The following is a 24,165-nucleotide window of genomic DNA, read 5'->3' as shown; positions in this document are numbered from 1 at the left end:
AACGCGCCCCTCACCGGCGTGGATTTGAACCGGGCCTCGTTTGAGGTCCATCATTGAGTGGCGGCGGTGTGGGCGCCAATCTGATCACTTGTGCAACAAGGAGCAACGACAAATGAAAATTGGTATCCTCACCAGCGGCGGAGACTGCCCCGGCCTGAACGCGGTTATTCGCGGTTCCGTCCTTAAAGGCATCCGCGTCCTCGATGCCGAATTCGTCGGCATTCGCAACGGCTGGAAAGGCCTGGTCGAGGGCGACTTTATGACTCTGGACCGGCACAGCGTGCGCGGTCTCTCCCGTCAGGGTGGCACCATCCTCGGCAGCTCCCGCACGAACCCGTTCGAGGGTGAAAACGGCGGCCCCATTAACATTCAGAAGACGATGGACGCGGAAGGAATCGACGCGATCATCGCCATCGGCGGCGAGGGCACCCTCACCGCGGCACGCCGACTGACGGATGCCGGACTCCAGATCGTCGGCGTTCCCAAGACCATCGACAACGACCTCGAAGCCACCGATTACTCATTCGGCTTCAACACCGCCGTCGAGATCGCCACCGAGGCCATCGACCGACTGCGCACCACGGCCGAATCCCACGGCCGCTGCATGATCGTCGAGGTCATGGGCCGCCACGTGGGCTGGATCGCCCTGCACTCCGGCATGGCCGGCGGCGCCCACGCCATCCTGATCCCGGAGCAGCCCCAGACCATCGAGCAGATCTGCGACTGGGTCATGCACGTGCGCGACCGCGGCCGCGCACCCGTGCTCGTCGTCTCCGAGGGCTTCAAGCTCGCCGGCATGGAGGAGGCGCTCTCGACCAAGGGCCTCGACGCGTTCAACCGCCCCCGCCTCGGCGGCATCAGCGAGATGATCGCCCCGATGATCGAGGAGCGCACGGGCATCGAATCCCGCGCCACCGTCCTCGGCCACACCCAGCGCGGCGGCGCTCCGTCGGCCTATGACCGGGTGCTCGCCACCCGCCTCGGCATGGCGGCCGTCGACGCCGTCTACGCCGGCCAGTGGGGCTCCATGGTTTCCCTGCGTGGCACCGACATGGAAATCGTCAGCATCGCGGAAGCGACCATCGGTCTGAAGACCGTGCCGCAGGCGCGCTACGACGAGGCCGCGGTGCTGTTCGGCTAAACCCGCACCAGGCGCTGAGGGGATCCGGATCGATTTCCGTCGATTGGCGGAGGTTCAACCGGGACCCCTTCGTTCGTTACGGGACCGACTCAGGCGAGTTTGGCCTGAACCTGCGCCAGCGACGGGTTCGTCGCGCTGGAGCCGTCCGGAAAGAGGACTGTCGGAACCGTGCGGTTGCCGTTGTTCAGGCTCATCACCAGCTCGGACGTGCCGTCGACCTCCTCCACGTTGATCTCGGTGTAGGCGATGCCGGCCTTGACCAGCTGGGTCTTCAGGCGGGTGCAATAGCCGCACCAGGTCGTCGTGAACATGGTTATGGTTCCGGATTCCGGCACGAAGTTCATAACTGGACCCTAACAAACCGGCCTGAACGGGAGCCGGACCGTACCTCGTTACCATTGGTTCATGTCTCTTCCTCAGGTCTGCGTGGGCTACCTCACCCGGCGTTCTCCATCGGGGGACCTGCAGGTGCTGCTCGGCCGCAAGAAGAAAGGACTGGGCCGGGGCAACATCGTCGGCCTGGGCGGCAAGCTCGAGCCGGGGGAGTCGGCCGTGGAGGCGATGGTGCGGGAGATCGAGGAGGAGTCCGGCCTGGTCGTGGCGGCATCCGCCCTGACCCCGTTGGGTCTGCTGACCTACCTGTTTCCGCACCGGGAGATCTGGAGCCAGGAATCGAGCGTGTTCGTCTGCACGCAGTGGAGCGGCACCCCGCGCGAGTCCGACGAGCTGAACCCGGTCTGGTTCGACGTGGCCGCGCTACCGGTGGACGAGATGTGGGACGACGCCCGGCACTGGCTGCCGGGGGTGCTCGCCGGCATTCCGGTGCGGGCCACCTACACCTTCGGCCCCGACTTGGCCACGGTGGTCGACCCGGTTTGAATTGACCTGCTTCCCCGGGAGTGTCAGGCTTATCACCGCGGTGCAGCTTGAGATAACTTCGGCTGTCGTACACCCAGAGGAAGACGCCGGTGGATTTCACCCTGATCGTTGCGCTTGTGATTGCGCTCGCACTGATTTTCGACTTCACCAACGGCTTCCACGACACCGCGAACGCGATGGCAACCCCCATCGCGACCGGCGCCATGCGCCCGAAGGTCGCGGTGGGACTCGCCGCCATTCTGAACCTGGTCGGGGCTTTCCTCTCCACCGAGGTCGCCAGGACCATTTCCGGCGGCATCATCAACAAGGATGACGCCGGAGTTCAGATCACTCCCGAGATCATCTTCGCGGGGCTGATCGGCGCCATCGTCTGGAACCTCATCACCTGGCTGCGTGGCCTGCCGTCCAGCTCGAGCCACGCCCTGTTCGGCGGACTCATCGGCGCGACGATCATCGGCGTCGGCTCGCAGGCGGTCGCCTACGACGTCGTGCTGGCCAAGGTCATCCTGCCGGCACTGATCGCCCCGCTCACGGTGGGCATCGTCGCCTACCTCGCCACCAGGCTCGCCTACTTCATCACCCGGCGGGATTCCGGCAAGGCGGATGGCCGGGGCGGCTTCCGCTACGCGCAGATCATCTCCTCGTCGCTCGTTGCCCTCGCACACGGCACCAATGACGCCCAGAAGACCATGGGCGTCATCACCCTCACCCTGATCGCCGGCGGGATGCAAAACGTGGGCACCGGCCCGCAGCTGTGGGTCATCACCACCTGCGCGATCGCGATCGCGATCGGCACGTACACCGGCGGCTGGCGAATCATCCGGACCATGGGTCGCGGCCTCACCGACATCAAGCCGGCCCAGGGTTTCGCTGCGGAGACCAGCACCGCGGCCACCATCCTCGCGTCCAGCCAACTCGGCTTCGCGCTCTCCACCACGCAGGTCGCGTCCGGGTCGGTGATCGGCTCGGGCCTGGGCCGCCGCGGCTCGACCGTGCGCTGGGGCATGGCCGGCCAGATCGCGCTCGGCTGGGTGCTCACCCTGCCGGCGGCGGCCATCATGGGTGCCTTCGCGGCCGGACTCGCCCTGATCGGACCGATGGGCATCGTGCTCGACCTGGTGATCGGTTCCCTCGTCGTCGCCGTGCTGTTTCGCCGGTCCCGCCAGAGCCGGGTCACGCACGACAACCTGCACGACATCGACGACGCCGGGCGGGTCGTGAAGATCCGGAAGACCCCCCGCAAGGCCTCCCGCACGGCCTCTCGCAAGGATCGGAAGCAGGTCGCGCTGTGATCGATTGGTCTGCGTTCCTCGTCGTCGCGGTCGCTTCGCTCCTCTCGTCCGTGGTCGTGGTGAGCCTGTATTCGCTCGGGCTGCGGCTGCTCACCACCGCCGGCCGCGTTCCCGTGGTCGAACCGGCCGAATTCACGGGAGCCATCACCGTTCTCACCCCCAAGCGTGCGGCCAAGGAGGCCAAGCGCGCTCGCAAGGCCGCCGCCGGCCCACTGAGCCCCCTGCAGAAGCAGGTCGCCCTGATGGGCGCCTACGCCTGTTTCGTGCTCTGCAGCGCGGCCGTGCTCTACGGTGTCTACCTGATTGTGCCGGCCCTGCACCGCTGACCCGCTGCGTCCCTGTTGCGCTTCCCTCGCAGCGTTCCGTGCCGTAACGGGCGCTCTCGGTCGCCGCGCGGTAGCCGCGCCGCTGCGCTGGTGGCACGCCACGTGCGGAACGGCGCTGCACGCGCGCGACGCCGGATGACTGCGCGACCTGGTCCGTCAGGCTGGCGGCGCAAGGAGCTGGGCGCACGGTAGACCGTGCGCCGCGAGCCAGAACGTGCGCCGCGAGCCACTACCTGCGACGCTGCGGAGGGCCGCGGATGCTACCGTGCGGTGCCGCGCACCTGGGCCACCCACGTCATCAGGTGGTAGATCACGATGGCGGCGACCGTGCCGAGCGCGATGCCGTTGAAGCTGAGGGTGCCGGCCGAGAATGTGTAGTCGGCGATGCCGATGATCAGCGCGGTGGCCGCGGTGAACTGGTTGACCGGCTTGCTGAAGTCGACCTTGTTGTCGAGCCAGATCTTCACGCCGATGATGCCGATCAGGCCGTAGAGGGCCGTGGTGACGCCGCCGAGCACCCCCGCCGGGATCGTGTTGATGACCGCACCGATCTTGGGGGAGAGTCCGAGCAGCACCGCGGTGATGCCCGCGACCCAGTAGGCGGCCGTGGAGTAGATGCGGGTGGCCGCCATGACGCCGATGTTCTCGCCATAGGTGGTGGTGCCCGATCCGCCGCTGAAGCCGGCGAGCATCGTGGCCAGGCCGTCGGCCATCAGGGCGCGACCCGTGAAGCGGTTCACCTTCACATTCGTCATCTGGGCAACGCCCTTGATGTGGCCAACGTTCTCGGCCACCAGCACGAGCACGACCGGCAGGAACGCCGGCAGCACGCCGAGGGCGGCGGACGGATCCGCGAACGGGTTCATCGCCGCGGTGAACTGGGGCAGGCCGATCCAGGCAGCCTCGCCCACCCCGCTGAAGTCGACCTCGCCGGCCACCACGGCGGCCACATAGCCCACGATCACGCCGATGAAGATGGACAGCCGGCCCAGGATGCCGCGGAACACCACGGTCGAGAGGATCACGGCGAGCAGGGTGATCAGCGCGGTGAGCGGGGCCAGCTCGAAGTTCGACTTGGCGACGGGCGCCAGGTTGAGGCCGATCAGGGCGACGATGGCCCCGGAGACGACGGGCGGCATCAATGCGTCGATCCAGCCGGTGCCGGTGAGCTGCACGATCACGCCGATCAGGGCCAGGAGTAGGCCGACGACGATGATGCCGAACAGGGCGCTGCCCATGCCCGCGCTCGCGGTCGCGGCGGTGATCGGCGCGATGAAGGCGAACGAGGAGCCGAGGTAGCTGGGCAGCTTGTTGCGCGTGATGACCAGAAAAAGCAGGGTGCCGATGCCCGAGAAGAGCAGCGTCGTGCTGGGTGGGAAGCCCGTGAGCAGCGGTACCAGGAACGTGGCACCGAACATGGCGATGACGTGCTGGGTGCCGATCCCGATGGTCAGCGGCCAGTTCAGGCGCTCGCCGGGGCCGACGACATCCGTGGCTCCGACCGTTTTTCCGTCACCGTGCAGGGTCCAGGGCAGAGCCATGTGTTTCTCGTTTCCGTGTCGTGCGTAATCCCGATGGTAGTGAACAATTAAGATCGGACGGTGAGACCATCCGTTCAGCCTGCCCAAGCAGAGCCACTCTCGGTGCGGATTGAGACCGGCTTGCTGCACGGAATCCGGGTGCGCGGGGTGCGCCAGTGGCGCGGGATTCCCTACGCGGCCGCCCCCGTGGACGAGCTCCGATTCCGCGCCCCGCAGCCGGTCGCGCCTTGGCAGGGCGAACGGGATGCAAGCTCCTTCGGCCCGGTCGCCACGCAGAGCCACCGCGGCCAGTTCATCGCCGCGAAACCGACGATCCCGCAAAGCGAGGACTGCCTCAACCTCAACGTGACCGCTCCCGACGAACCGGTCGACCCGCGGATGCTGCGGCCCGTCATGGTCTTCATCCACGGCGGCGCCTACAGCGTCGGGTCCTCGCGGGAGGTGCCCCGGCAGGGCGAGGGGCTCGTGCGGCGCGGCGGCATCGTCTATGTCAGCCTCAACTACCGGTTGGGGGCGCTTGGCTACATCGACTTCAGCCGTTACTCGACCGCGGAGCATGCGTTCGAGAGCAACCTCGGGCTGCGCGACCAGGTGGCTGCGCTCGGCTGGGTGCGGCGCAACATTCGCGCGTTCGGCGGCAACCCGGATGCCGTCACCCTCTTCGGCGAATCGGCCGGAGCCAACGCCGTGACCACCCTGATGACCGTCCCGGCCGCCGCCGGACTCTTCCAGCGCGCGATCGCGCAGAGCGCCCCGCCGAACGCCGTCTATGCCCCCGATGTCACCGCCGAGTGGGCAGCGGACTTTGTGCGGCTCCTGGCCCGGCGCACCGGGCAGGCCGACCCGACGAACTCGACCAACACGGCGACGGATGCCGCTGCCCTGCTTCTGCAGGCCGACCCGGCACATCTGGCCGAGGCCACGAGCGACCTGACCCGGCGCGCCCCGGACCGGTACCCCGGGACGATCCCGCTCTCGCCCGTGATCGACGGCGACTTCCTGCCCGAACGACCTCTCGACGCCTTCCGCGACGGCCGCGCCCACCGGATTCCGCTGATCATCGGCACCAACTCGCGAGAAGGTTCGCTGTTCAGTGGGCGCATCGACATCCTCGCCACGACGCCTGGGCGCATCCGCGCCGTGTTCGCGAACACCAAGAAGAAAGCTCGCACGCGCCTGCGGGCGCAGTACCCCGGGATACCCGCGCTGCGGCCCGCCCTCGATTTCGGTGGTGATTTTTCGTTCTGGTACCCGAGCGTGCGCGTGGGCGAACGGCACTCCCGGTATGCCCCGGTGCGCTTCTACCGCTTCGATGCCGCGCCGCGCCTGGTGCGTTTGATGGGGCTCGACGCCACGCACGGCCTCGAGCTGTTCCCGCTGTTCGACCGGCTCGACGGCTGGTTCGGCCGCGGCATGACCGCGCTCGGCGGTCGCCGCGACTTCCAGCGGATCGGTGCCCGGATGCAGCGTTGGTGGCTCAGTTTCGCCGCCTCCGGGGTGCCGGATGCGGCCTGGCCGCTCTACGACGAGGCCGAGCGCCTGACCCTGGTCATCGACGCCGTCGACCGTGTCGAGTCCGACCCGCGCGGGGACCGCCGCCGGGCCTGGGACGCCTTCGTGCCGCACATCTGAGCCCGGCGTGCCACAGCCCGGCAGCCCGGCCGGTTGCCTCCGCGGGCCGTCCTCGCGCAGCCCCGCGGAATCGGCCCGCACTCCGGGGCCGTAAACTGGGCAACTGAGAATCAGCTGAGTCGGACACCAGGAGCACCCCATTTCTGAAACAGAGACCCACACGTCATCCACGCCTGCCCCAAAGCCGGACACTCCGGCGGGCACGAACCCGGGGGTCAAGGCCCGCATCGATCGGTACTTCGAAATCACCCGGCGCGGTTCCACCTACGGCCGGGAAATCCGCGGCGGTCTGGTGACGTTCGTCACGATGGCCTACATCGTGATCCTCAACCCGCTCATCCTCGGCGGCTTCAGCGCCGACCAGGCCGCGGTCGACGTGGCCGGCGGATGGCTGCCCAACGGCCAGGTTGCCGCGGTCACCGCCCTCACCGCCGGCGTCATGACCATCTTGTTCGGCGCCGTCGCCCGGCTTCCATTCGGTTTCGCCGCGGGCCTCGGCATCAACTCCTTCCTGGCCGTGAGCGTCGTCGGCCAGGTGACCTGGCCGGAGGCCATGGGCCTCGTGGTCATCAACGGGCTCATCATCGTGCTGCTCGCCTCCACCGGCCTACGCGAGCTCATTTTCAACGCCGTGCCGCGCCAGCTGAAGATCGCCATCACGGTCGGCATCGGCCTGTTCATCGCCTTCATCGGCCTGGTCGACTCCGGCTTCGTGCGCGCGAGCGGCGCCGCGTCGCCGCCCGTGCAGCTCGGCGACAACGGCTCCGTCGTGAGCCTGCCGACCGCCGTGTTCGTGCTCGGCCTGATCATTCTCGGCATCCTGGTCGCCCGCAAGGTGAAGGCGGCCCTCCTAATCGGAATCGTCGCCACCACGCTGATCGCGGTGGTCCTCGAGGCGATTTTCAAGGTCGGGCCGTCGTTCGGGCAGAACCCCGACGGTTGGAACCTGAACGCGCCGGTACTGCCGACCTCCATCGTTTCGCTGCCCGACCTGAGCCTCGTCGGACAGGTCAGCTTCGGCGCCTTCGACCGGATCGGCATGCTGGCCGCGTCGATGCTCGTTTTCACGCTCGTCTTCACGAACTTCTTCGACGCCATGGGCACCATGACCGGCCTTGCCAGCGAGGCCGATGTGGCCGACGAGAAGGGCAACTTCCCGCGCCTGAAATCCGCCCTGATCGTCGAGGGCGTCGGCGCCGTCGTCGGCGGGGCCACCTCTGCCTCGTCGAACACGGTGTTCATCGAGTCCGGTGCCGGCATCGGCGAGGGTGCTCGCACGGGACTGGCCAACATCGTCACGGGACTTCTGTTCCTCGCGGCCATGTTCTTCACCCCGCTCACCCAGATCGTGCCGCTCGAGGTGGCCGCGGCCGCCCTCGTGATCGTCGGCGCGATGATGGTGTCCCAGATCCGGTTCATCGACTTCACGGAATTCTCCATCGTGCTACCGGTGTTCCTCACGATCATCGTGATGCCGCTGACCTACTCGATCGCCAACGGAATCGGGGCCGGCTTCATCACCTGGGTGCTGGTGCGTTCGTTCTCGGGGAAGGCGCGCGAGATCAGCCCGTTGCTCTGGGTGGTCGCGGCCGGCTTCCTGGTCTTCTTCGTGCGCGGCCCGATCGAGGTTCTGTTCGGCGCGTGACCGCGTGGCCGCCCCCGGCCCGATTCGGGGGCTAACCCCATGGGTGCCAGAACGGATGCTCCGTAGTGTCGTTGGGAGAGCGGCATCCGTCGCTCCCCATCGAAACGGAGAACCACCCATGTCAACCATCGCTCCCGACCAGGCCACGGTCTACACTGCCGAGCCCGTACCCCCGCGGAGCAGCACTCTGGCCGTGTCGAGCCTCGTGCTCGGCCTCGTGTCGATCGTCGCCGGCTGGACCTTCCTCGTGCCCATTGCCGGCCTGGTCGTCGGCATCCTCGCCCTCGGCCGGGAACCGCAGGCGCGCACCCTGGCGATTTGGGGCATCGTGCTCAACGCGGTGCTGCTGGCCGGCTCGCTCCTGCTCGTGCTGCTGGCGCTGGCCCTCGGCCTGCTGGCCCTACCGTTCGCGTTCTTGATCTGACCTCGATCTGGCCCGGCGCGGCCTCGCGCTACTCCAGGAAGCCGCGCAGTAGCAGGGCGGTGCCGGACAGGTGCTCGGCCATCGCATGCGCGGCGGCGTCGGGCCGACCGGTCAGGATCGCGGTCACGATCTGCTCGTGCTGCCGGTCCGAGTGTGCGATGTTCGGGCCGAGTGACGGGATGTTGTCGAGCAGTTCGTTGATCCGCATCCGCACTTCGGCCAGCAGCGGCACGAGCGACGGTGAGCCGGCCAGCTCGCCGATGGTGAGGTGCAGCCTGGAGTCGAGCCGGCGGTAGTCCTCGCCGGTGGCGCCGATCGAGTCGGCCAGGCTGTTCCACAGCACTTCCCGTTCGCCGGGCGACAGGGTGCGCGCGGCGGCATGCCGGGCGGCGCCCTCCTCCAAGATTTCCCGGAGCGCGAGCGCGTCCTCGATCTCGGCCACGGAGATGTCCCGGCGCGCCGGCAGTCCACGCTCGTGGCCTCGGCCGGGCGTCTGCTGGGGCAACGAATCGTTGACGAAGGTGCCGCCGTAGCGGCCGCGTCGGGAGACCAGATAGCCGGCCTCGGCCAGGGATGCGATCGCATCCCGCAGCGTGTCCCGACTCACGGCGAGCATGGCGGAGAGTTCGCGTTCGGCCGGCAGTCGTTCGCCGGGCGCGACGAGTCCCAGCCGCACGGTCTGCAGCAGCCGCTGCACGGTCTCCTCGAAGGCGTTGCCACTGTGCACGGGGCGCAGCAGCAGGCCACTGTCGAGCCCGGGCTGTTCGTCGTCGATCACTGTTCTGGTCCTGGCTCCTGGTCGAACTTCCAGTCCATCACGGTTTCCGCACCCTCCCGCACCGCTACATCGGCGTCACGTAGGCCGAGCTGATGCCGCCGTCGACCAGGAACGTGGAGCCCGTGATGAACGAGGAGTCATCGCTGGCCAGGAACGCGACCGCGGCCGCGAGCTCCTCGGGTTCCGCGAACCGGCCGACTGGGATGTGCACCAGCCGTCGGGCCGCGCGCTCCGGGTCCTTCGCGAATAGCTCTTGCAGTAGCGGGGTGTTCACCGGGCCGGGGCAAAGGGCGTTGACCCGGATGCCCTGGCGCGCGAACTGTACGCCCAGCTCGCGGCTGAGCGCGAGCACGCCGCCCTTCGAGGCGGTGTAGGAGATCTGACTGGTCGCGGAGCCGAGCACGGCCACGAACGAGGCCGTGTTGATGATCGACCCGCGGCCCTGCTTCACCATGTAGCGCAGGGCGGACCGGCAGCACAGGTACACCGACTTCAGGTTGACGTCCTGCACCCGTTGCCAGGCCGGCAGCTCGGTCGTCTCGATCGAGTCGTCGTCGGGCGGGGAGATCCCGGCATTGTTGAACGCGATGTCGACGGAGCCGTAGGTGAGATAGGCGGTGTCGAAGAGGTTGTTGACCTCGTCCTCGTCGGTAACATCCACCTTGACGAAGAGGCAGTCGAGCTGGTCGGCCGCCGCGAGCCCCGCCGCCTCGTCGAGGTCGCCGATCACGACCGTTGCTCCTTCCGCGGCGAACCGTTTCGCCGTGGCCAGGCCGATGCCGCTGGCGCCGCCTGTGATCACGGCGACCCGGCCCGCGAGCCGCTGGGTGAGGTCGATGGGGGTGAGGGTGCTCATGCTGGCTCCTTGGGGTTCGTCTGGGGGTGTGGCGTCTAGTCGACGGCGATGAAGACGTTCTTGGTCTCGGTGAACGACAACGGGGCGTCCGGACCCAGTTCCCGGCCGAGGCCCGACTGCTTGAAGCCGCCGAACGGAGTCGAGTAGCGCACGGAGGAGTGCGAGTTGACAGACAGATTGCCGGATTCCACGGCCCGCGCCACTCGGATCGCCCGGCCCACGTCGCGGGTCCAGATCGATCCGGAGAGGCCGTAGTCGGTGGCATTGGCGAGGTTCACGGCGTCGTCCTCACCGTCGAACGGCAGCACGGTGACGACGGGTCCGAAGATCTCGTCGGTGACGCAACGGTCCGTGCGGGAGTCCGGGGTGAGCACGGTCGGCGGGAACCAGAAACCCGGTCCGGTCGGGGCGCTGCCCCGGAAGGCCACGGGGGAGCCTTCCGGCACATAGGCCGAGACCGCGGCGTGGTGCGCGGCCGAGACGAGCGGGCCCATCTCGGTGCTCTCGTCGGCGGGATCACCCACCCGCACACCGGCGACGGCCGGCTCGAGCAGCTCGAGAAACCGGTCGTAGACGCTCCGCTCCACCAGGATGCGGCTGCGGGCGCAGCAGTCCTGGCCGGCGTTCTCGAACACCCCGGAGGGTGCGGTGGCGGCGGCCTTCTCCAGGTTGGAGTCGGCGAACACGATGTTGGCGCTCTTGCCGCCGAGTTCCAGGGTGACCCGTTTGACCTGGGCGGCGCAGCCGGCCATGATCCGCTTGCCGACATCCGTCGACCCGGTGAAGACGACCTTCCGCACCTGGGGGTGCGTCACGAACCGTTCGCCGACCACCGATCCGCGGCCCGGCAGCACCTGGAACAGCCCCTCGGGCAGGCCGGCCTCCCGGGCGAGTACGCCCAGATGGATGCTGGAGAGCGGCGTCCACTCCGCCGGCTTCAACAACACCGCGTTGCCAGCCGCGAGGGCGGGAGCGAAACCCCAGGCCGCGATCGTCATCGGGAAGTTCCACGGGGTGATGATGCCGACCACACCCAGCGGTTCCTGGAAGGTCACGTCGAGACCGCCGGACACCGGGATCTGCCGCCCGAAGAGTCGCTCGGGGGCGGCCGAGTAGTAGGTCAGCACGTCGCGCACATGGCCGGCCTCCCAGCGCGCCTGCATGATCGGATGCCCCGAGTTGGCCATCTCGATGCGGGCCAGGTTCTCCCGGTCCCCGTCCACGGCCTCAGCGAAGCGGCGCAGAACGGCAGCCTTGTCGGCCGGCGCCACCCGGGACCAGAGCCGCTGCGCGGCCACCGCCCGGGAGACGGCCTCATCGGTCGCATCCGTGTCGAGGTGTTCGACCACGGATACTGTGGTCTCGTCGGCCGGGTTGATCACGGTGTAGCTGCTCACAGGGTGTCCCTTTCCTGATCGTGGTCGTGCTCGTGCTCATGGGTCGCCCGGTAGCGGGCGGCCGCGTCGACGAGGCCCGCGAAGAGGCGTAGGTCGTCGTGCTGTTCCGGATGCCACTGCACGGCCAGCCCGAACGGGACGTCGGTGAGTTCCACGGCCTGCACGACCCCGTCGTGAGTGCGTGCGGACACGGTGAGGCCGGCGCCGATCCGGTCGATGGACTGGTGGTGGTAGACGGGAACGGGAAGCGGCACGTCCAGGGCGTCGAGCAGCCCGTGCAGCCGCGACTCGGGTTCCACGTGCACGTCCACGATGTTGAAGACGCCACCGCCGGCCTGGTAGCCGCCGTGGCCCACGACGTCGGGCAGGTGCTGGTGCAGGGTGCCGCCCTGTGCGATGTTGAGCATCTGGGCGCCGCGGCAGATGCCGAGCAGCGGCAGCTCCCGGTCGATGGCCCGGTGGATCAGCTCATGCTCCCAGGCGTCACGGTCCCGCCGCGGCTCGTCGGTTTTCGTGTGGGCGGCCTGACCGTAACGCGCCGGATCGACGTCCTTGCCGCCGGTGATGACCAGGCCGTCGAGGCCGTCGAGCACCCGGTCGGCAATGGCCGCGTCCACGGGCTGCGGCGGCAGCAGCACGGCGATGCCGCCCGCGCGGATGACCGAGTCGAAATAGGCCTGGGGCAGAAAGGCGGCCGGCACGTCCCAGACACCGGTCTGGGACTGCTCGAGATAGGTGGTCAGGCCGATCACGGGGCGCGGGTCGGCTCCGGGGCGCGGCGAGGTGCCGGGGTCAGAGGCGCTCAAAGCCGCGCACCCGCTCCCAGTCGGTCACCGCCGCGTCATAGGCTTCCAGCTCGATCCGCGCGTTGTTGAGGTAGTGATCGACGACCTCGTCGCCGAACGCCTCCCGGGCGACCGTGGATGTCGCGAACAGCGCGGTGGCCTCCCGCAGCGAGGCCGGCACCCGCTCGGCGACGCTCTCGTAGGCGTTGCCGACGAAGACATCGTCCAGTTCGAGTTCGTTCTCGATGCCGTAGAGGCCGGCCGCGATCAGCGCGGCCACGGCCAGGTACTGGTTCACGTCGCCGCCGGGCACTCGGTTCTCCACCCGCAGGCCGTGGCCGGCCCCCACCACGCGCAGGGCGCACGTGCGGTTATCGAGCCCCCACGCGATCGCTGTCGGCGCGAAGCTGCCGCTGACATAGCGCTTGTAGGAGTTGATGTTCGGCGCCGAGAACAGGGTCAGCTCGCGCATCACCGCGAGCTGGCCGGCGAGGAAGTGACGGAACAGCGTCGACATGCCGTGATCGGCATCCTTGTCGGCGAAGACCGCGGATCCGTCGGTGCCGCGCAGGCTGATGTGGATGTGACAGCTGTTGCCCTCCCGCTCGTTGAACTTGGCCATGAAGGTCAGGCTCTTGCCGTGGGCATCCGCGATCTCCTTGGCGCCGTTCTTGTAGATGGAGTGGTTGTCGCAGGTGGCCAGGGCGTCGGTGTAGCGGAACGCGATCTCCTGCTGGCCCAGGTTGCACTCGCCCTTGACGCCCTCGCAGTACATGCCGGCGCCGTCCATGGCGTTACGGATGTCCCGCAGTAACGGTTCCATCCGGGTGGATGCGAGCAACGCATAGTCGATGTTGTAATCGCTGGCGGGGGTCAGGTCGCGGTAGCCCTTCTTCCACGCCTCCCGGTAGCCGTCGTCGAAGACGATGAACTCCAGCTCGGTGCCGACATAGGGCACCAGCCCGCGGTCGGCCAGCCGGGCCAGCTGGGTTTTCAGGATCTGGCGGGGCGACGCCACGACGGGTGACTTGTCGAGCCACCGCAGGTCCGCGGTGACGAGGGCGGCACCGGGCAGCCAGGGCGCGCGTCGCAGCGTGGCGAGGTCGGGGATCATGGCCATGTCGCCGTAGCCGCGTCGCCAGCTCGACATCTCATAGCCGTCCACCGTGTTCATCTCCACGTCGACGGCCAGCAGATAGTTGCAGCACTCCGCGCCGTGGCCGGCCACGTCTTCCAGGAAGAGCCGCGCGGAAACCCGCTTGCCCACCAGCCGCCCCTGCATATCGGTGAATGCGACGACGACCGTGTCGATGTCGCCGCCGCGAACCAGGGAGGTGAGGTCTTCAAGCGAGAGATTTCCGGAGCGGGGTGTCATCAACTTCTCCTCATCGAGCCGGTCAAAGGGTGAACATTCGACCATTAGACCACAGATCGAGCGCGGCGTAACGGCCAATTTTTGTTCCGCTCGACTCAGGGATCGGGCACCTAAAGGTATGTACAAGCCACCATTGGAGCCCTATAGTCATGCCAACGTAAACTCCCGGAGTTGCCGCTCGATCGCTGAGGTGCGCAACCAGAGCGCAAAGGAATCCAGGATGTCCAAAGACACCTTGAACGTCTCGGGCGTGACCTACACGACGGCAGAGGCAGGGTACTTCGAGAAACGCAAGCTCCGCCGCAGCGCCGGGATCTGGGGGCTGTGGGGACTCGCCGTCGCCGCGGTCATCTCCGGCGATTTCTCGGGCTGGAACTTCGGCATCGATTTCGCCGGATTCGGCGGAATGCTGATCGCCTTCGCCCTCTTGATCGTCATGTACTACGGCATGATCTTCGCGATCGGGGAGATGGCGTCGGCCATGCCGCACACGGGCGGCGCCTATTCCTTCGCCCGGGCGGCGCTCGGGCCCTGGGGCGGTTTCGTCACCGGCCTGGCCGAGACCATCGAGTATGTCGCGACCACTGCGGTGATCGTGTACTTCTCGGCGTCCTACGCCGACGGCATCACGAGTGAGCTGCTCGGAGTCTCACTGCCCGCCTGGGTGTGGTGGGCCATCCTCTACGCCGTATTCATCGGCCTGAACTCGGCTGGCGCCGCGATCTCGTTCAAATTCGCGATCGTGGTCTCGATCATCTCCATCGGCATCCTGCTGGTGTTCTCGGCAATGGCGGCCTTCTCCGGGCTCTTCAGTGTGGACAACCTCTTCGATATCGCCCCGGAGGCCGGCCAGTCCGAGTTCCTGCCCTTCGGCGTGGTGCCGATCCTGTTCGCCCTGCCCTACGCCATGTGGTTCTTCCTCGGAATTGAGGAGCTGCCGCTGGCTGCGGAGGAATCCCACGACCCGGTGCGGGACATCCCGCGAGCCGGTCTGATCGCCCGCACGACCCTGATCGTGACCGGGCTCCTGGTGCTGGTGCTCAACACCGGGATAGTCGGGGCCTCGAACATCGCGACCGCCGGGGAGCCACTGCTCGACGGTTTTCGGGCGATGGTCGGCGACGAGGCGGCCGCTGTGCTGGCCCTGTTCGCCCTGGTCGGACTGCTGGCCTCCCTGCAGGGCATCATGTTCGCGTACGGGCGCAACATGTACTCCCTGTCGCGGGCCGGCTATTACCCGAAATTCCTCTCCCTGACCGGCCGCCGCCAGACTCCGGCGGTGGCGCTGCTCGTGGGGGCCCTGATCGGCTTCGTGGCCCTGATCCTCGTCGACTCGCTCGGCGGCGCCGGCGGCGTGGCCGGGGCGATCGTGCTCAACATCGCCGTTTGGGGAGCCGTGATCGCCTACATCCTGCAGATGATCTCGTTCGTCGTGTTGCGTCGAAAGTACCCGAATGCGAACCGGCCCTACCGCAGCCCGTGGGGCGTACCCGGGGCGGTGATCGCGGGCATCCTCTCGCTGGCGATCTTCTTCGGGTTCTTCATCAACGAGCCGGCCCGCCCGGCCATCGCGGCCATCGCCGTGGTCTACGTGGTCATGCTGCTGATCTTCGCGCTCTACGGGCGCAAGCGTCTCGTGCTCTCCCCGGAGGAAGAATACGCGGTGTCCGGCGGCCTGCACGGCGACCCGCAGAAGGAAGGCTACGGCGGCGCCGTGGAGGAGCAACTGCTCGCTCTCGACGGCCGGGACGACCAGCGCGCGCCGTAGCCGAACGAGTTTCGATCGATTGGTTGGGTCGCCCTCCGCGGGTCAGAGCTGACGCACCCGAGTGGACGCTGTTCAGCACAGGCGGAGCGACCTGCCGGTGTTGAACCAATTCGACGGAGATTCTCGAGGAAAACGGCCATTTCGACGTGGTGAGGTCCGTTTTCGGCAAAATCTCCGTCGAATTCGTTCGGGCTGCGGGGCGGGAGCGCTACTGTGACGCCATGTGCGTCTGGGAGCGGCGTTCCCGCGGCCGACCGGGTTCCGCGCCGGCCGCTCGGCCGGCAGGGAACCCGGCCGATGTGATGGTGCTGCGCGACCACACCCTCCCCGACCGGGACTGGACGGTGCTGCCCGCAGGCAGCCGCGCCTTCTGGTTCCCGGCGCCGAGCGGGAACCTCGCCGCCTTCGAGCTGGGCGATCCGGCCGCTCCGAGAATCGTGCTGCTGCCCGGCGCGACCGGCTCCAAGGAAGACTTCGTGCTGCTGGCCCCGCTGCTGGCCGACGCCGGCTACTTCGTGCAGAGCCACGACCTGGCCGGGCACTACCAGGCGTGCGCGGCCGGGCCCGGCGGCACCGAGCCCTGGGACTACGCCCTGTTCGTGGCCGACCTGATCGCGTTCCCCGACGCAGGGTCCACCCCGGTGCACGTGCTCGGTTACTCGATCGCCGGGATCGTCGCCGAGCTGGCCCTCGCCGCGCTTTACCGGGCGGCTGGCTGATCAGGCGGGCCGATTCGGCAGGCTGATCCGGCTGGTAGCAGGCTGAACCGGAGGTTGGCCGGCCGGCTGAACCGGAGGCCGGCGGGCTGATCCGATGCCCCCGCGAAACAGGTCAGTGCCCGATCGTGGGACGCCCGGCCCGGTGGCGCCGCACCGCGTACCGGGCGGCATGCCGGTGCCACGGGTTATTCTCCGGCCAGCCCTGCAGCAGGGTGCGCCCGCCCCACCGTGCCCGGCGGGCGATGGCGTTCCAGGAATCGAAGGGCCGGCCGGAGATGGCTACCCGCAGGGTCGGGTCGTAGCGCACGCGCACCGCGGGGCTCAGGTTCATACTGAGGTCGAGGTCGTCGTGGATGTCGTCGCGGTCGCGGTGCACCCGGAGGCGGGCCTCCAGCCAGACCGCCCGGCGCATGGCGAAATTCGAGCCGAAGACCGGACGGTGCCCCAGCCAGAACGGCATCCAGAAGAAATATCCGCCGATGTAGAAGGTCCCGCCCAACCAGGCCACGAGGGTGCCGCAGCCGTAGAAATCGCCGGGGCCGGTGACCATGTCGCTCCCGGGGGACTCCGCCAGCGCGGACTCGATCCGCGCCAGCCAGTCGGCCGGCGGCACGGAGTCGGAGAAGGGCGGCGTCGTTGTAGCAGGGGATCACGACCGAGATCGTCATCATCGCTGCCTCCTTTCCCGCCCGCAGCGAGCTGTCGCGTTGATCCGCCATCTGGCGGTCACGGTCAGATCGCGCGGCAATGCGTGGTGAGGAACCCGATCTTGTCGATGGTGATCGTGACCGTCGAGCCGTCGCGCAGGAACACCGGAGGTTTGCGGCTGTAGCCGGCGCCGCCCGGGCTGCCGGTGGAGATGAGCGTGCCCGGCAGCAGGGTCGAGGTTTTGGAGAGGTAGGAGATGATCTCGGCGACCGAGCGCACCATGTCGCCGCTCGAGGCATCCTGCAGGATGCGGCCGTCGACGTGGGTGGTCAGCCACAGGTCCTGCGGGTCGGCGATCTGGTCTGCCGTGATGACGACCGGCCCGGTGGGCGTGAAACCGTCGAAGGACTTGCAGCGCGACCACTGCGCCTCGGAGAATTGCAGGTCGCGCGCCGTGATGTCGTTGACGACCGTGTAGCCGAAGACATGGTCGAGAGCGTCCGCCACCGACACGTGGTGTGCGGCCGTGCCGATGATCACGCCGAGCTCGGCCTCGTAGTCGACCTGGCTGGTCAGATCGGTCGGCCAGGTGATCGTGGACTCGTGCCCGGTGAGCGAGTTGGGCCAGAGCGAGAACACGGTCGCGGCCGTTTCGACGCGCAGTTCGAGCTCGGAGGAGTGGGCGGCGTAGTTGGCGCCGATCGCGATGATCTGAGGCGGACGCAGCACGGCCGACGAGTAGCGTAGCTCGCCCAGCGGGGTGAGCGTTGCTCCCTGCGCGGCGGCGTTCTGGCTCAGGGCGCGCACCCGGTTGTACTCGTCAGAGTCCTTTTCTATCAGGTCCTGCAGATCGCGGGGGGCGTCGTCCATGATCTCGTCGAGGAACAGCGCTGCGTCGTCGAAGACGGCGGCGAGCCGCGGAGTGGATTGACCTTCAACTCTCAGGTGGGCGAATTTCACCTGTTCAGGCTATCTGGCCCGGGAGGGGTCGCGGTGCGCGGGGTAGCCGCGGCGCCTGCCGCGCGCCACAGGTGCATGCCGGCGTAGCTGCGCCACGGCGCCCAGGCGGCGCCGTGGCGGGCGAGTTGCCGGGCCTCCGCGGGCAGGCCGAGCCGCCCGGCGCCCTGCAACAGGGCCAGGTCGCTGGCCAGCAGGATGTCCGGGCTGCCCAGCACGCGCAGGGCCACGTATCCGGCCGTCCACGGTCCGATCCCGGACAGGGTGGTCAGACGGGACTCAAGATCCTCCCGGGTCTGCCCGTAGGAGAGCACCAGATCGCCGGAGCAGAGCGCCTCCGCCACGCCGATGATCGCGTCGATGCGCGCGGCCGGGCCGCGCAGCACGCCGCGGCCCTCGGTCACGATCCGCTGGGCGGTGGGAAACAGCCGGGTCAGGGGAGCGGCGGTGGGGTCGTGGATGAAGGGGCTTTGGCTGGTGGCGCTGGTGCCGCTGGTGCCGGTGGTGGTGTCGCTGCCGCTGTCCCCTGCACCCGGGTACACGTCGTCGCCGAGCGCAGCGGCCAGCCGGGTGAGTGCCGTTCGGGCGGAGGCCACCGAGACCTGCTGGCCGATGAGCGCGCGGAACAGGGTCTCCTCGGGGTCCACGCTGCCCGGCACGCGCATGCCGGGGGTGGCCGCGATTCTGGCCGCGAGTTGCGGGTCCCGCCCGAGCGCCAGGTCGATCGCCCGGGAGTCCGCGTCCAGGTCGAGCAGGCGCCGCACCCGGCTGACGAGCGGCGCGAGGTCGGCGAGGCTGGCCAGTCGGGCGCGGCAGGCGACGGCTGGCGCGGCCGCCGTTCCCGACAGGGTCAGTTCCATCGTCGCGGGTCCGTGTGGCAGGCGCAGCGTGCGCGCGTAACGGGCATCCGTCGCCTGTTCCACCCCCGCGAGGCCTCGCGCGGCGAGGAACCGCAGCACCCCCACCCCGTCGAACGGCGCGCGCGCCGGCAGCAGCAGGTCGATGCCCGTCCCGTCATCGACCCCGAAGCCGGCCTCACCGACCCCGCCGACGCCGCGGGGCTGGGCGCGGGCGGGACGGGCGCGGCGCAGCTCGGTGGGGGTGCGCTCGTAGACGACGGCGATGGTGTCGTTGAACTGGCGCACGCTGCCGAAACCGGCGGCGAATGCGACCTCGGTGATCGGGACATCCGTGCTCGCCAGCAGCACGCGGGCGGTCTGTGCGCGGTGCGCCCGGGCGAGCGCGAGCGGGCCGGCGCCCAGCTCGTTCACGAGCACGCGGGTCAGGTGCCGTTCGCTGTAGCCGAGGCGGCGGGCGAGGCCGGGCACGCCCTCCCGCTCAACCGTGCCGTCGCTGATCAGGCGCATGGCGCGGGCGGCGAGGTCGTCACGGATGTCCCAGTCCGGCGACCCGGGGACGGCATCAGGAAGGCAGCGTTTGCACGCCCGCAGGCCGGCCTCGTGCGCGGCCGCGCTGGTGAGATAGAACGACACATTGGCCGGCTTCGGTGTGGCCGCCGGGCAGCTGGGGCGGCAGTAGATTCCGGTGGAGTGCACGCCCGTGATGAACTGACCGTCGAAGCGTGAGTCTCGGGAGGACATGGCCCGGTAGCGCTCGAAGAAGACCGGATCGAGCCCGGCAGGAGGGATGGTCACCCGGCCAGCCTGCCACCGCGAGCCCGGGCGCACCAGCGGGAATCGGCCATCGCCGGTGCCGGCCGCAGCGGCCGCGGGCCATGCCGGCCTGCGTCCGGGCCTGCCCTCCGGCACCCGGCCCGGTACTCTGGGCGCATGACCGCACTGGAGCGTCTGCAGGCCGAACTCGGCACCCACGTCAGCGTCGATCCGCGCCGGCTCGCGCCCGTTCGGGCCGACAAATCGGGCTGGGTTGCCCCGGGGATGCCGCTGGCGGTCGTCTACGCCGCATCCGTCGACCAGGTGCAGGCGACTCTGCGCATCGCGACCGAGTTTCGCGTGCCGGTGATCACCCGCGGAGCCGGAACGGGCCTGGCCGGGGGAGCGTGCGGCACGGGCGGCGCCATCGTGCTGAGCGTCGAGCGGATGAACCGTATCCTCGAGATCCGCCCGGAGGATGAACTGGCCGTGGTCGAGCCGGGCGTGCTCAACGGCGACCTCAACACGGCCCTCTCCGCGCACGGGCTGTGGTTCGCGCCGGACCCGGCAAGCCGGGCGATCTCCTCGGTCGGCGGCAACATCGCCACCAACGCGGGCGGGCTGCTCTGCGCGAAGTACGGCGTCACCCGGGAGGCGGTGCTGGCGTTGACGGTGGTGCTCGCCGACGGGAGCCTGCTGGAGACCGGGCACCGCACAGTCAAGGGCGTCACCGGCTACGATTTGACCGCCCTGCTCACCGGCTCGGAGGGCACCCTCGGCGTGATCGTCGAGGCCACCGTGCGGGCGCGCGCCATCACCCTGGGCGAGACCGTCACGATCGGCGCGACGTTCCCCGACGTGGCCCAGGCGGCCGCGGCATCCGGTCTCGTCACGGCGGCCCGGCTGCGCCCGGCCGTGATGGAACTCATCGACCCGGTGGCCCTGGCCCTGATCGCGGCGTACCTCGGGCCGAACCTGTTCGAGGGAGTTCCGGCTAGGGGAGCGTTCCTGCTGGTGCAGACGGATGGGCCGGCGAGCCAGGCGGAGGCGGACCAGGCGGTGGCCGTGCTGCGGGCCGCGGGCGGGGAGGTGCGCGTCTCCACCGACGCCGAATCCGCCGATCGACTGCTGGCCGTGCGGCGGGCCGCGCATCCGGCGCTGGCCGCTCACGGCGAGGTCCTGATCGAGGATGTCTGCGTGCCCCGCTCCCGGCTGGCCGAGATGTTCGCGCGGATCGCTGAGATCAGCGCCCGCACGGGCCTGCCCATCCCCACGGTGGCCCACGCCGGAGACGGCAATCTGCACCCCAATTTCCTGATCCCGTTCGATCCGGCCCGGGGCGGCGCGGAGCCGGTCGTGCCGGAGGCGGTCTGGCTGGCGGCCGACGAGCTCTTCCGTGCCGCGCTCGAACTCGGCGGCACGCTCACCGGCGAGCACGGGGTCGGCGTGCTCAAGCGGCGCTGGCTGGCCGAGGAGCTCGGCGACACGGGCTTCGCCCTGCAGCGCCGGATCAAGGCGGCGTTCGACCCGTTGGGCATCCTCAACCCGGGCACCATGTTCGAGGCGTGAGCGCGCCGCTAGTCTGTTGGGCATGACCCACGAGCCGACCCCGGAGCACTCCGCCGCCGCCCCACACTCTCATCCGGCCGGAACCCAGACCGCGGCCCAGCCTGCCCCGGTGCAGCCCGCGGCCCAGCCGGTGCAGCCCGTCTGGACCGCCCCCGTTCGTCGCACCCGGGCGGGCATCGTCACGCTCACGGTCGCCGGCCTCGTCATCGGCGGCGCCGCGCTGCTGCTGGTGTTCGTCTACCTGGCCACCTTCCTCGATGCCGGCACGCTGCTGGTCGGCCTCATCCTGGCACTCATCCCGCTGATCGGGATTTCGCTCGCCGTGGGCTGGATCGATCGGTGGGAGCCCGAACCCCGCCCGGCCCTCTGGTTCGCGTTCCTCTGGGGCGCCGGCGTCTCCATCGTGACCGCGCTGCTCTTCGACCTGGGCGTGCAGCTGGCCCGGGCCGGCGCCGGAGCCATCGAAACGGATGACGGTTTCGCCGCCGCCGTCTTCCAGGCGCCCCTCGTCGAGGAGGCCGCCAAGGGCGCCGGGGTGCTGCTGCTCTTCTGGGTGCTGCGTCGGAGATTCGACGGCCCGGTCGATGGCGTGGTCTATGCCGCGACGATCGCCGCCGGATTCGCCTTCACCGAGAACATCCAATACTTCGGTGTGGCGATGATGGAGGGTGGCTCCGAGAACCTGGGCTTCACGTTCCTGGTGCGGGGGGTGTTGTCGCCCTTCGCCCATGTCATGTTCACTGCCTGCATCGGCATTGCGTGCGGGCTGACGGTCCGGTTCCGGCCGTTCCCGGCCTTCGCCACGATTCTGCTCGGATTCGTCTCGGCGATCTTCCTGCACTTCGTCTGGAACGGGGCGTTCTACCTGGTCGAGAGTGGCTCGCTGGTGGCGTACTACCTCGCCGTGCAGGTGCCTCTGTTCCTCGGCGCGATCATGGTTGTCGTGCTGCTGCGGCGCCAGGAAGAACGCGTCACCGTGCTCCGGCTGAGCGAGTATGCCGCGGCCGGCTGGTTCAGTCCGGCCGAGGTGGGTATGCTCGCCACCCGCGATGGCCGTCGGCAGGCTCGATCCTGGGCCGCGCGGCAGCCCCAAACCCGGAAGCGGGCCATGCACCATTTCATCCACAACTCCACCCGCCTGGCTTTCGCCCGACAGCGCATGGTGAACGGTACGGCTGCGAACGTCGACCGGGCCGACGAATCGGAGCTGCTGGGGCTGATCCAGCGCGACCGTGCCGGCGTGATCAACTGACTCTGGTGCCCTGACGAACAAGGACTCGCCGCCCCGGTGGTGTGGCAGTGCCGACAACTTTCCCGGAGCGGCGAGTTCTGTTCCATGGTGCGCCCGACGGCCACGTTCGCGCAAGGGGGAATTTTTGGTGTGCGGGCGAGCGCGCAATCCGATTGGATAGAGGAATGACTGATCAAAACACCAAGCCCGAACTCGACGCTCCGGAGGGCCCCGCGCCTACCGAACTGACCATCACCGACATCGTGGTCGGCGAGGGAGCCGAAGCAACCCCCGGCGCCACCGTCAACGTGCACTACCTCGGCGTCGCCTATGACACCGGAGATGAATTCGACTCCTCCTGGAGCCGCGGGCAGTCGATCAACTTCCCGCTTGCTCAGCTCATCGCGGGATGGCAGCAGGGCATCCCCGGCATGAAGGTCGGCGGACGCCGCAAGCTGGTCGTCCCTCCGCACCTGGCCTACGGACCGGCCGGCGGAGGACACCAGCTCTCCGGCCAGACCCTGATCTTCGTGATCGACCTGCTCGGAACCCGCTAGAAACCCGCAGTGCCGGAAGCACGTGCGAGTCGCCACGCGAGTCGCGCATTGCTACGAGTCGTGTTCGATTCGCACGTGCTTGATCCGGGAGGCGTGGCCGCGCACGATGGTCACCGCGCTCTTGGACACGCCGAAGTGCTTGGCCAGCAGCTTCACCAGCGCATCGTTGGCGGCCCCCTCAACGGCCCGCTGCTGCAAGAACACGGTGAGCGCAGCATCCGTCGGAGCATGGGGCGCGTCATCGCCCGGCTCCCGGCCCGGCTCTCCCCCGGAGACCAGCGGTCCCTTCCGACTACCGGGCTTCACATGCACCGTCAGGTTCACCGTTCGCGTCACGCCGATCCTCCGGGAATATAGTTCTCTTCACAACGCTAGTGGGCGGAGTCGTCTTCATGATCTCAATCGATAGGGCGCGGGCCCTGGCCGAAGCCGGTCTGCAGTGGCGTCCCGTCTCCGGTGACGCCTTCCGCATCGAGCGCTCCGGCTTCGAAAGCGACGTGTTCACGGTCAGTGACATGACGATCGAGCCGCACGAGTTCGACACGGGAACGATCCTCGGCTTCAACGGCACCACCGAGTGGGCCCTCGATTCACTGGCCCTCGAGGATGCCCTGTGGATGCCGCGTGAGGACCAGCTGCGCGACCTGTTGCGGAGCACCTTCCGTTCGCTCACCCGTCAGGGCGAGGACAGCTACCGGGTGACGGTGGCGCTGAACGGGGCGCCGGAATTCTTCGACGCCGCCGACCCCGCGGATGCCTACGGCAACGCGCTCCTGCGTCTGATCAGCCTGTCCGCCGACTCCCTCGCCTGACACCCACCCTCTCGCCGGCTCCGCCGGTGGTCGAGCCTGTCGAGACCCGGTACGTCGACCTCCAGAGGTTCGCCCGGGGCATCCGTTGCGGTCGAAGTCGCCAACCTCGGAGATTTTCGCGACACGCCGGGCAACCGGCCTGGGGTGACCCGGTCTTTTCGGACGGGGTCCTTGGTTTCATTTTAGGCGGCGAGTGTGAGTTTGATGAGGCGTTCGGTGG

The 24,165-nt window shown here is 68.8% G+C and carries 24 protein-coding genes; 13 read left to right on the top strand and 11 right to left on the bottom strand.

Going from position 1 to position 24,165, the window contains the following annotated elements; translation table 11 throughout:
• Positions 1-112: 112 nt before the first annotated feature.
• On the top strand, positions 113-1,141 hold the full coding sequence (locus tag CXY82_RS05125; RefSeq protein ID WP_104101064.1) for a 6-phosphofructokinase: 1,029 nt from the start codon (positions 113-115) through the stop codon (positions 1,139-1,141).
• A gap of 89 nt (positions 1,142-1,230) precedes the next feature.
• Here the strand turns inward: CXY82_RS05125 and CXY82_RS05120 are convergent, their stop codons facing one another.
• Positions 1,231-1,485, bottom strand: coding sequence for a mycoredoxin (locus tag CXY82_RS05120; protein ID WP_104101065.1), 255 nt, complete (start codon positions 1,483-1,485; stop codon positions 1,231-1,233).
• 61 nt (positions 1,486-1,546) lie between these two features.
• On the opposite strand from CXY82_RS05120, the gene CXY82_RS05115 reads away from it, so the two are divergent.
• From CXY82_RS05115 to CXY82_RS05105, 3 genes are all read left to right on the top strand, one after another.
• Complete coding sequence (locus tag CXY82_RS05115; RefSeq protein WP_104169959.1) at positions 1,547-2,020, top strand: 8-oxo-dGTP diphosphatase; 474 nt, start codon at positions 1,547-1,549, stop codon at positions 2,018-2,020.
• Between the two features lie 89 nt (positions 2,021-2,109).
• Positions 2,110-3,312, top strand: coding sequence for an inorganic phosphate transporter (locus CXY82_RS05110; RefSeq protein WP_104169958.1), 1,203 nt, complete (start codon positions 2,110-2,112; stop codon positions 3,310-3,312).
• Entirely contained in the window at positions 3,309-3,638 is a 330-nt protein-coding gene (locus tag CXY82_RS05105; protein WP_104169957.1) for a peptidase, read from the top strand. Before CXY82_RS05110 ends, CXY82_RS05105 begins: the two co-directional genes overlap by 4 nt.
• 260 nt (positions 3,639-3,898) lie before the next feature.
• Here the strand turns inward: CXY82_RS05105 and CXY82_RS05100 are convergent, their stop codons facing one another.
• Entirely contained in the window at positions 3,899-5,179 is a 1,281-nt protein-coding gene (locus CXY82_RS05100) for a uracil-xanthine permease family protein (RefSeq protein WP_104169956.1), read from the bottom strand.
• 102 nt (positions 5,180-5,281) lie between these two features.
• On the opposite strand from CXY82_RS05100, the gene CXY82_RS05095 reads away from it, so the two are divergent.
• The 3 genes from CXY82_RS05095 to CXY82_RS05085 all read left to right on the top strand — a co-directional run bounded on the left by CXY82_RS05095 (position 5,282) and on the right by CXY82_RS05085 (position 8,880).
• Complete coding sequence (locus tag CXY82_RS05095) at positions 5,282-6,811, top strand: carboxylesterase/lipase family protein (protein WP_233199213.1); 1,530 nt, start codon at positions 5,282-5,284, stop codon at positions 6,809-6,811.
• A gap of 139 nt (positions 6,812-6,950) precedes the next feature.
• Positions 6,951-8,456, top strand: coding sequence for an NCS2 family permease (locus tag CXY82_RS05090; RefSeq protein WP_104169954.1), 1,506 nt, complete (start codon positions 6,951-6,953; stop codon positions 8,454-8,456).
• Positions 8,457-8,574: 118 nt separating this feature from the next.
• Positions 8,575-8,880: a hypothetical protein gene (locus tag CXY82_RS05085; protein WP_233194207.1), complete on the top strand. Its 306-nt coding sequence runs from the start codon at positions 8,575-8,577 to the stop codon at positions 8,878-8,880.
• A gap of 28 nt (positions 8,881-8,908) precedes the next feature.
• Here CXY82_RS05085 and CXY82_RS05080 read toward each other — a convergent pair whose 3' ends face one another.
• From CXY82_RS05080 to CXY82_RS05060, 5 genes are all read right to left on the bottom strand, one after another.
• Entirely contained in the window at positions 8,909-9,655 is a 747-nt protein-coding gene (locus tag CXY82_RS05080) for a FadR/GntR family transcriptional regulator (RefSeq protein WP_104169991.1), read from the bottom strand.
• Positions 9,656-9,722: 67 nt separating this feature from the next.
• Positions 9,723-10,514: a 3-oxoacyl-ACP reductase gene (locus tag CXY82_RS05075; protein ID WP_166786616.1), complete on the bottom strand. Its 792-nt coding sequence runs from the start codon at positions 10,512-10,514 to the stop codon at positions 9,723-9,725.
• 35 nt (positions 10,515-10,549) lie between these two features.
• The gene (locus tag CXY82_RS05070) at positions 10,550-11,911 is read right to left on the bottom strand and encodes an aldehyde dehydrogenase (protein WP_104169953.1); all 1,362 of its coding nucleotides are present in this window, start codon (positions 11,909-11,911) and stop codon (positions 10,550-10,552) included.
• Complete coding sequence (locus CXY82_RS05065) at positions 11,908-12,717, bottom strand: gamma-glutamyl-gamma-aminobutyrate hydrolase family protein (RefSeq protein WP_199180884.1); 810 nt, start codon at positions 12,715-12,717, stop codon at positions 11,908-11,910. Before CXY82_RS05065 ends, CXY82_RS05070 begins: the two co-directional genes overlap by 4 nt.
• Complete coding sequence (locus tag CXY82_RS05060; RefSeq protein ID WP_104169989.1) at positions 12,704-14,071, bottom strand: glutamine synthetase family protein; 1,368 nt, start codon at positions 14,069-14,071, stop codon at positions 12,704-12,706. The genes CXY82_RS05065 and CXY82_RS05060 overlap by 14 nt, the downstream gene beginning before the upstream one ends.
• 220 nt (positions 14,072-14,291) lie before the next feature.
• On the opposite strand from CXY82_RS05060, the gene CXY82_RS05055 reads away from it, so the two are divergent.
• The gene (locus CXY82_RS05055; RefSeq protein WP_104169951.1) at positions 14,292-15,839 is read left to right on the top strand and encodes an amino acid permease; all 1,548 of its coding nucleotides are present in this window, start codon (positions 14,292-14,294) and stop codon (positions 15,837-15,839) included.
• A 221-nt stretch (positions 15,840-16,060) separates the two neighbouring features.
• Complete coding sequence (locus tag CXY82_RS05050) at positions 16,061-16,558, top strand: alpha/beta fold hydrolase (protein WP_146069054.1); 498 nt, start codon at positions 16,061-16,063, stop codon at positions 16,556-16,558.
• Positions 16,559-16,670: 112 nt separating this feature from the next.
• On the opposite strand, the gene CXY82_RS05045 is transcribed toward CXY82_RS05050, so the two are convergent.
• The 3 genes from CXY82_RS05045 to CXY82_RS05035 all read right to left on the bottom strand — a co-directional run bounded on the left by CXY82_RS05045 (position 16,671) and on the right by CXY82_RS05035 (position 19,818).
• Entirely contained in the window at positions 16,671-17,171 is a 501-nt protein-coding gene (locus tag CXY82_RS05045; RefSeq protein ID WP_104169949.1) for a hypothetical protein, read from the bottom strand.
• Positions 17,172-17,290: 119 nt separating this feature from the next.
• Positions 17,291-18,166: a fumarylacetoacetate hydrolase family protein gene (locus tag CXY82_RS05040; protein ID WP_233199212.1), complete on the bottom strand. Its 876-nt coding sequence runs from the start codon at positions 18,164-18,166 to the stop codon at positions 17,291-17,293.
• Positions 18,163-19,818 carry a DNA-3-methyladenine glycosylase 2 family protein gene (locus CXY82_RS05035; protein ID WP_255408573.1) on the bottom strand — a complete coding sequence of 552 codons (1,656 nt, stop codon included), beginning with the start codon at positions 19,816-19,818 and terminating at the stop codon, positions 18,163-18,165. Before CXY82_RS05035 ends, CXY82_RS05040 begins: the two co-directional genes overlap by 4 nt.
• Positions 19,819-19,953: 135 nt before the next feature.
• On the opposite strand from CXY82_RS05035, the gene CXY82_RS05030 reads away from it, so the two are divergent.
• From CXY82_RS05030 to CXY82_RS05020, 3 genes are all read left to right on the top strand, one after another.
• Positions 19,954-21,345, top strand: coding sequence for an FAD-binding oxidoreductase (locus CXY82_RS05030; RefSeq protein WP_104169948.1), 1,392 nt, complete (start codon positions 19,954-19,956; stop codon positions 21,343-21,345).
• 22 nt (positions 21,346-21,367) lie between these two features.
• On the top strand, positions 21,368-22,597 hold the full coding sequence (locus tag CXY82_RS05025; RefSeq protein WP_104169947.1) for a PrsW family intramembrane metalloprotease: 1,230 nt from the start codon (positions 21,368-21,370) through the stop codon (positions 22,595-22,597).
• 164 nt (positions 22,598-22,761) lie between these two features.
• Positions 22,762-23,133 (top strand): FKBP-type peptidyl-prolyl cis-trans isomerase, encoded by a 372-nt coding sequence (locus CXY82_RS05020; protein WP_104101078.1) that lies wholly within the window; start codon positions 22,762-22,764, stop codon positions 23,131-23,133.
• A 51-nt stretch (positions 23,134-23,184) separates the two neighbouring features.
• Here CXY82_RS05020 and CXY82_RS05015 read toward each other — a convergent pair whose 3' ends face one another.
• On the bottom strand, positions 23,185-23,469 hold the full coding sequence (locus CXY82_RS05015; RefSeq protein WP_233199211.1) for a DUF167 domain-containing protein: 285 nt from the start codon (positions 23,467-23,469) through the stop codon (positions 23,185-23,187).
• Positions 23,470-23,525: 56 nt separating this feature from the next.
• Here CXY82_RS05015 and CXY82_RS05010 point away from each other — a divergent pair, with 56 nt between their 5' ends.
• Positions 23,526-23,945, top strand: a complete 420-nt coding sequence (locus tag CXY82_RS05010; RefSeq protein ID WP_104169985.1) for a hypothetical protein — start codon at positions 23,526-23,528, stop codon at positions 23,943-23,945.
• The last annotated feature ends 220 nt before the right edge of the window (positions 23,946-24,165 follow it).

Source organism: Cryobacterium sp. M23 (genome assembly GCF_002929655.1).
In the GTDB taxonomy this organism is placed as follows: domain Bacteria; phylum Actinomycetota; class Actinomycetes; order Actinomycetales; family Microbacteriaceae; genus Cryobacterium; species Cryobacterium sandaracinum.
The sequence above is the reverse complement of the archived record's forward strand: the minus strand, read 5'-3'. Positions and strand labels throughout refer to the sequence as shown.

Bases quoted from the DNA above. Each gene is read 5' to 3' on its own strand.
- CXY82_RS05055 (WP_104169951.1), top strand. From the start codon at position 14,292: ATGTCCAAAGACACCTTGAACGTCTCGGGCGTGACCTACACGACGGCA.
- CXY82_RS05030 (WP_104169948.1), top strand. From the start codon at position 19,954: ATGACCGCACTGGAGCGTCTGCAGGCCGAACTCGGCACCCACGTCAGC.
- CXY82_RS05025 (WP_104169947.1), top strand. From the start codon at position 21,368: ATGACCCACGAGCCGACCCCGGAGCACTCCGCCGCCGCCCCACACTCT.
- CXY82_RS05075 (WP_166786616.1), bottom strand. From the start codon at position 10,514: ATGAGCACCCTCACCCCCATCGACCTCACCCAGCGGCTCGCGGGCCGG.
- CXY82_RS05085 (WP_233194207.1), top strand. From the start codon at position 8,575: ATGTCAACCATCGCTCCCGACCAGGCCACGGTCTACACTGCCGAGCCC.
- CXY82_RS05060 (WP_104169989.1), bottom strand. From the start codon at position 14,071: ATGACACCCCGCTCCGGAAATCTCTCGCTTGAAGACCTCACCTCCCTG.
- CXY82_RS05100 (WP_104169956.1), bottom strand. From the start codon at position 5,179: ATGGCTCTGCCCTGGACCCTGCACGGTGACGGAAAAACGGTCGGAGCC.
- CXY82_RS05125 (WP_104101064.1), top strand. From the start codon at position 113: ATGAAAATTGGTATCCTCACCAGCGGCGGAGACTGCCCCGGCCTGAAC.
- CXY82_RS05050 (WP_146069054.1), top strand. From the start codon at position 16,061: ATGTGCGTCTGGGAGCGGCGTTCCCGCGGCCGACCGGGTTCCGCGCCG.
- CXY82_RS05020 (WP_104101078.1), top strand. From the start codon at position 22,762: ATGACTGATCAAAACACCAAGCCCGAACTCGACGCTCCGGAGGGCCCC.
- CXY82_RS05115 (WP_104169959.1), top strand. From the start codon at position 1,547: ATGTCTCTTCCTCAGGTCTGCGTGGGCTACCTCACCCGGCGTTCTCCA.
- CXY82_RS05120 (WP_104101065.1), bottom strand. From the start codon at position 1,485: ATGAACTTCGTGCCGGAATCCGGAACCATAACCATGTTCACGACGACC.
- CXY82_RS05010 (WP_104169985.1), top strand. From the start codon at position 23,526: ATGATCTCAATCGATAGGGCGCGGGCCCTGGCCGAAGCCGGTCTGCAG.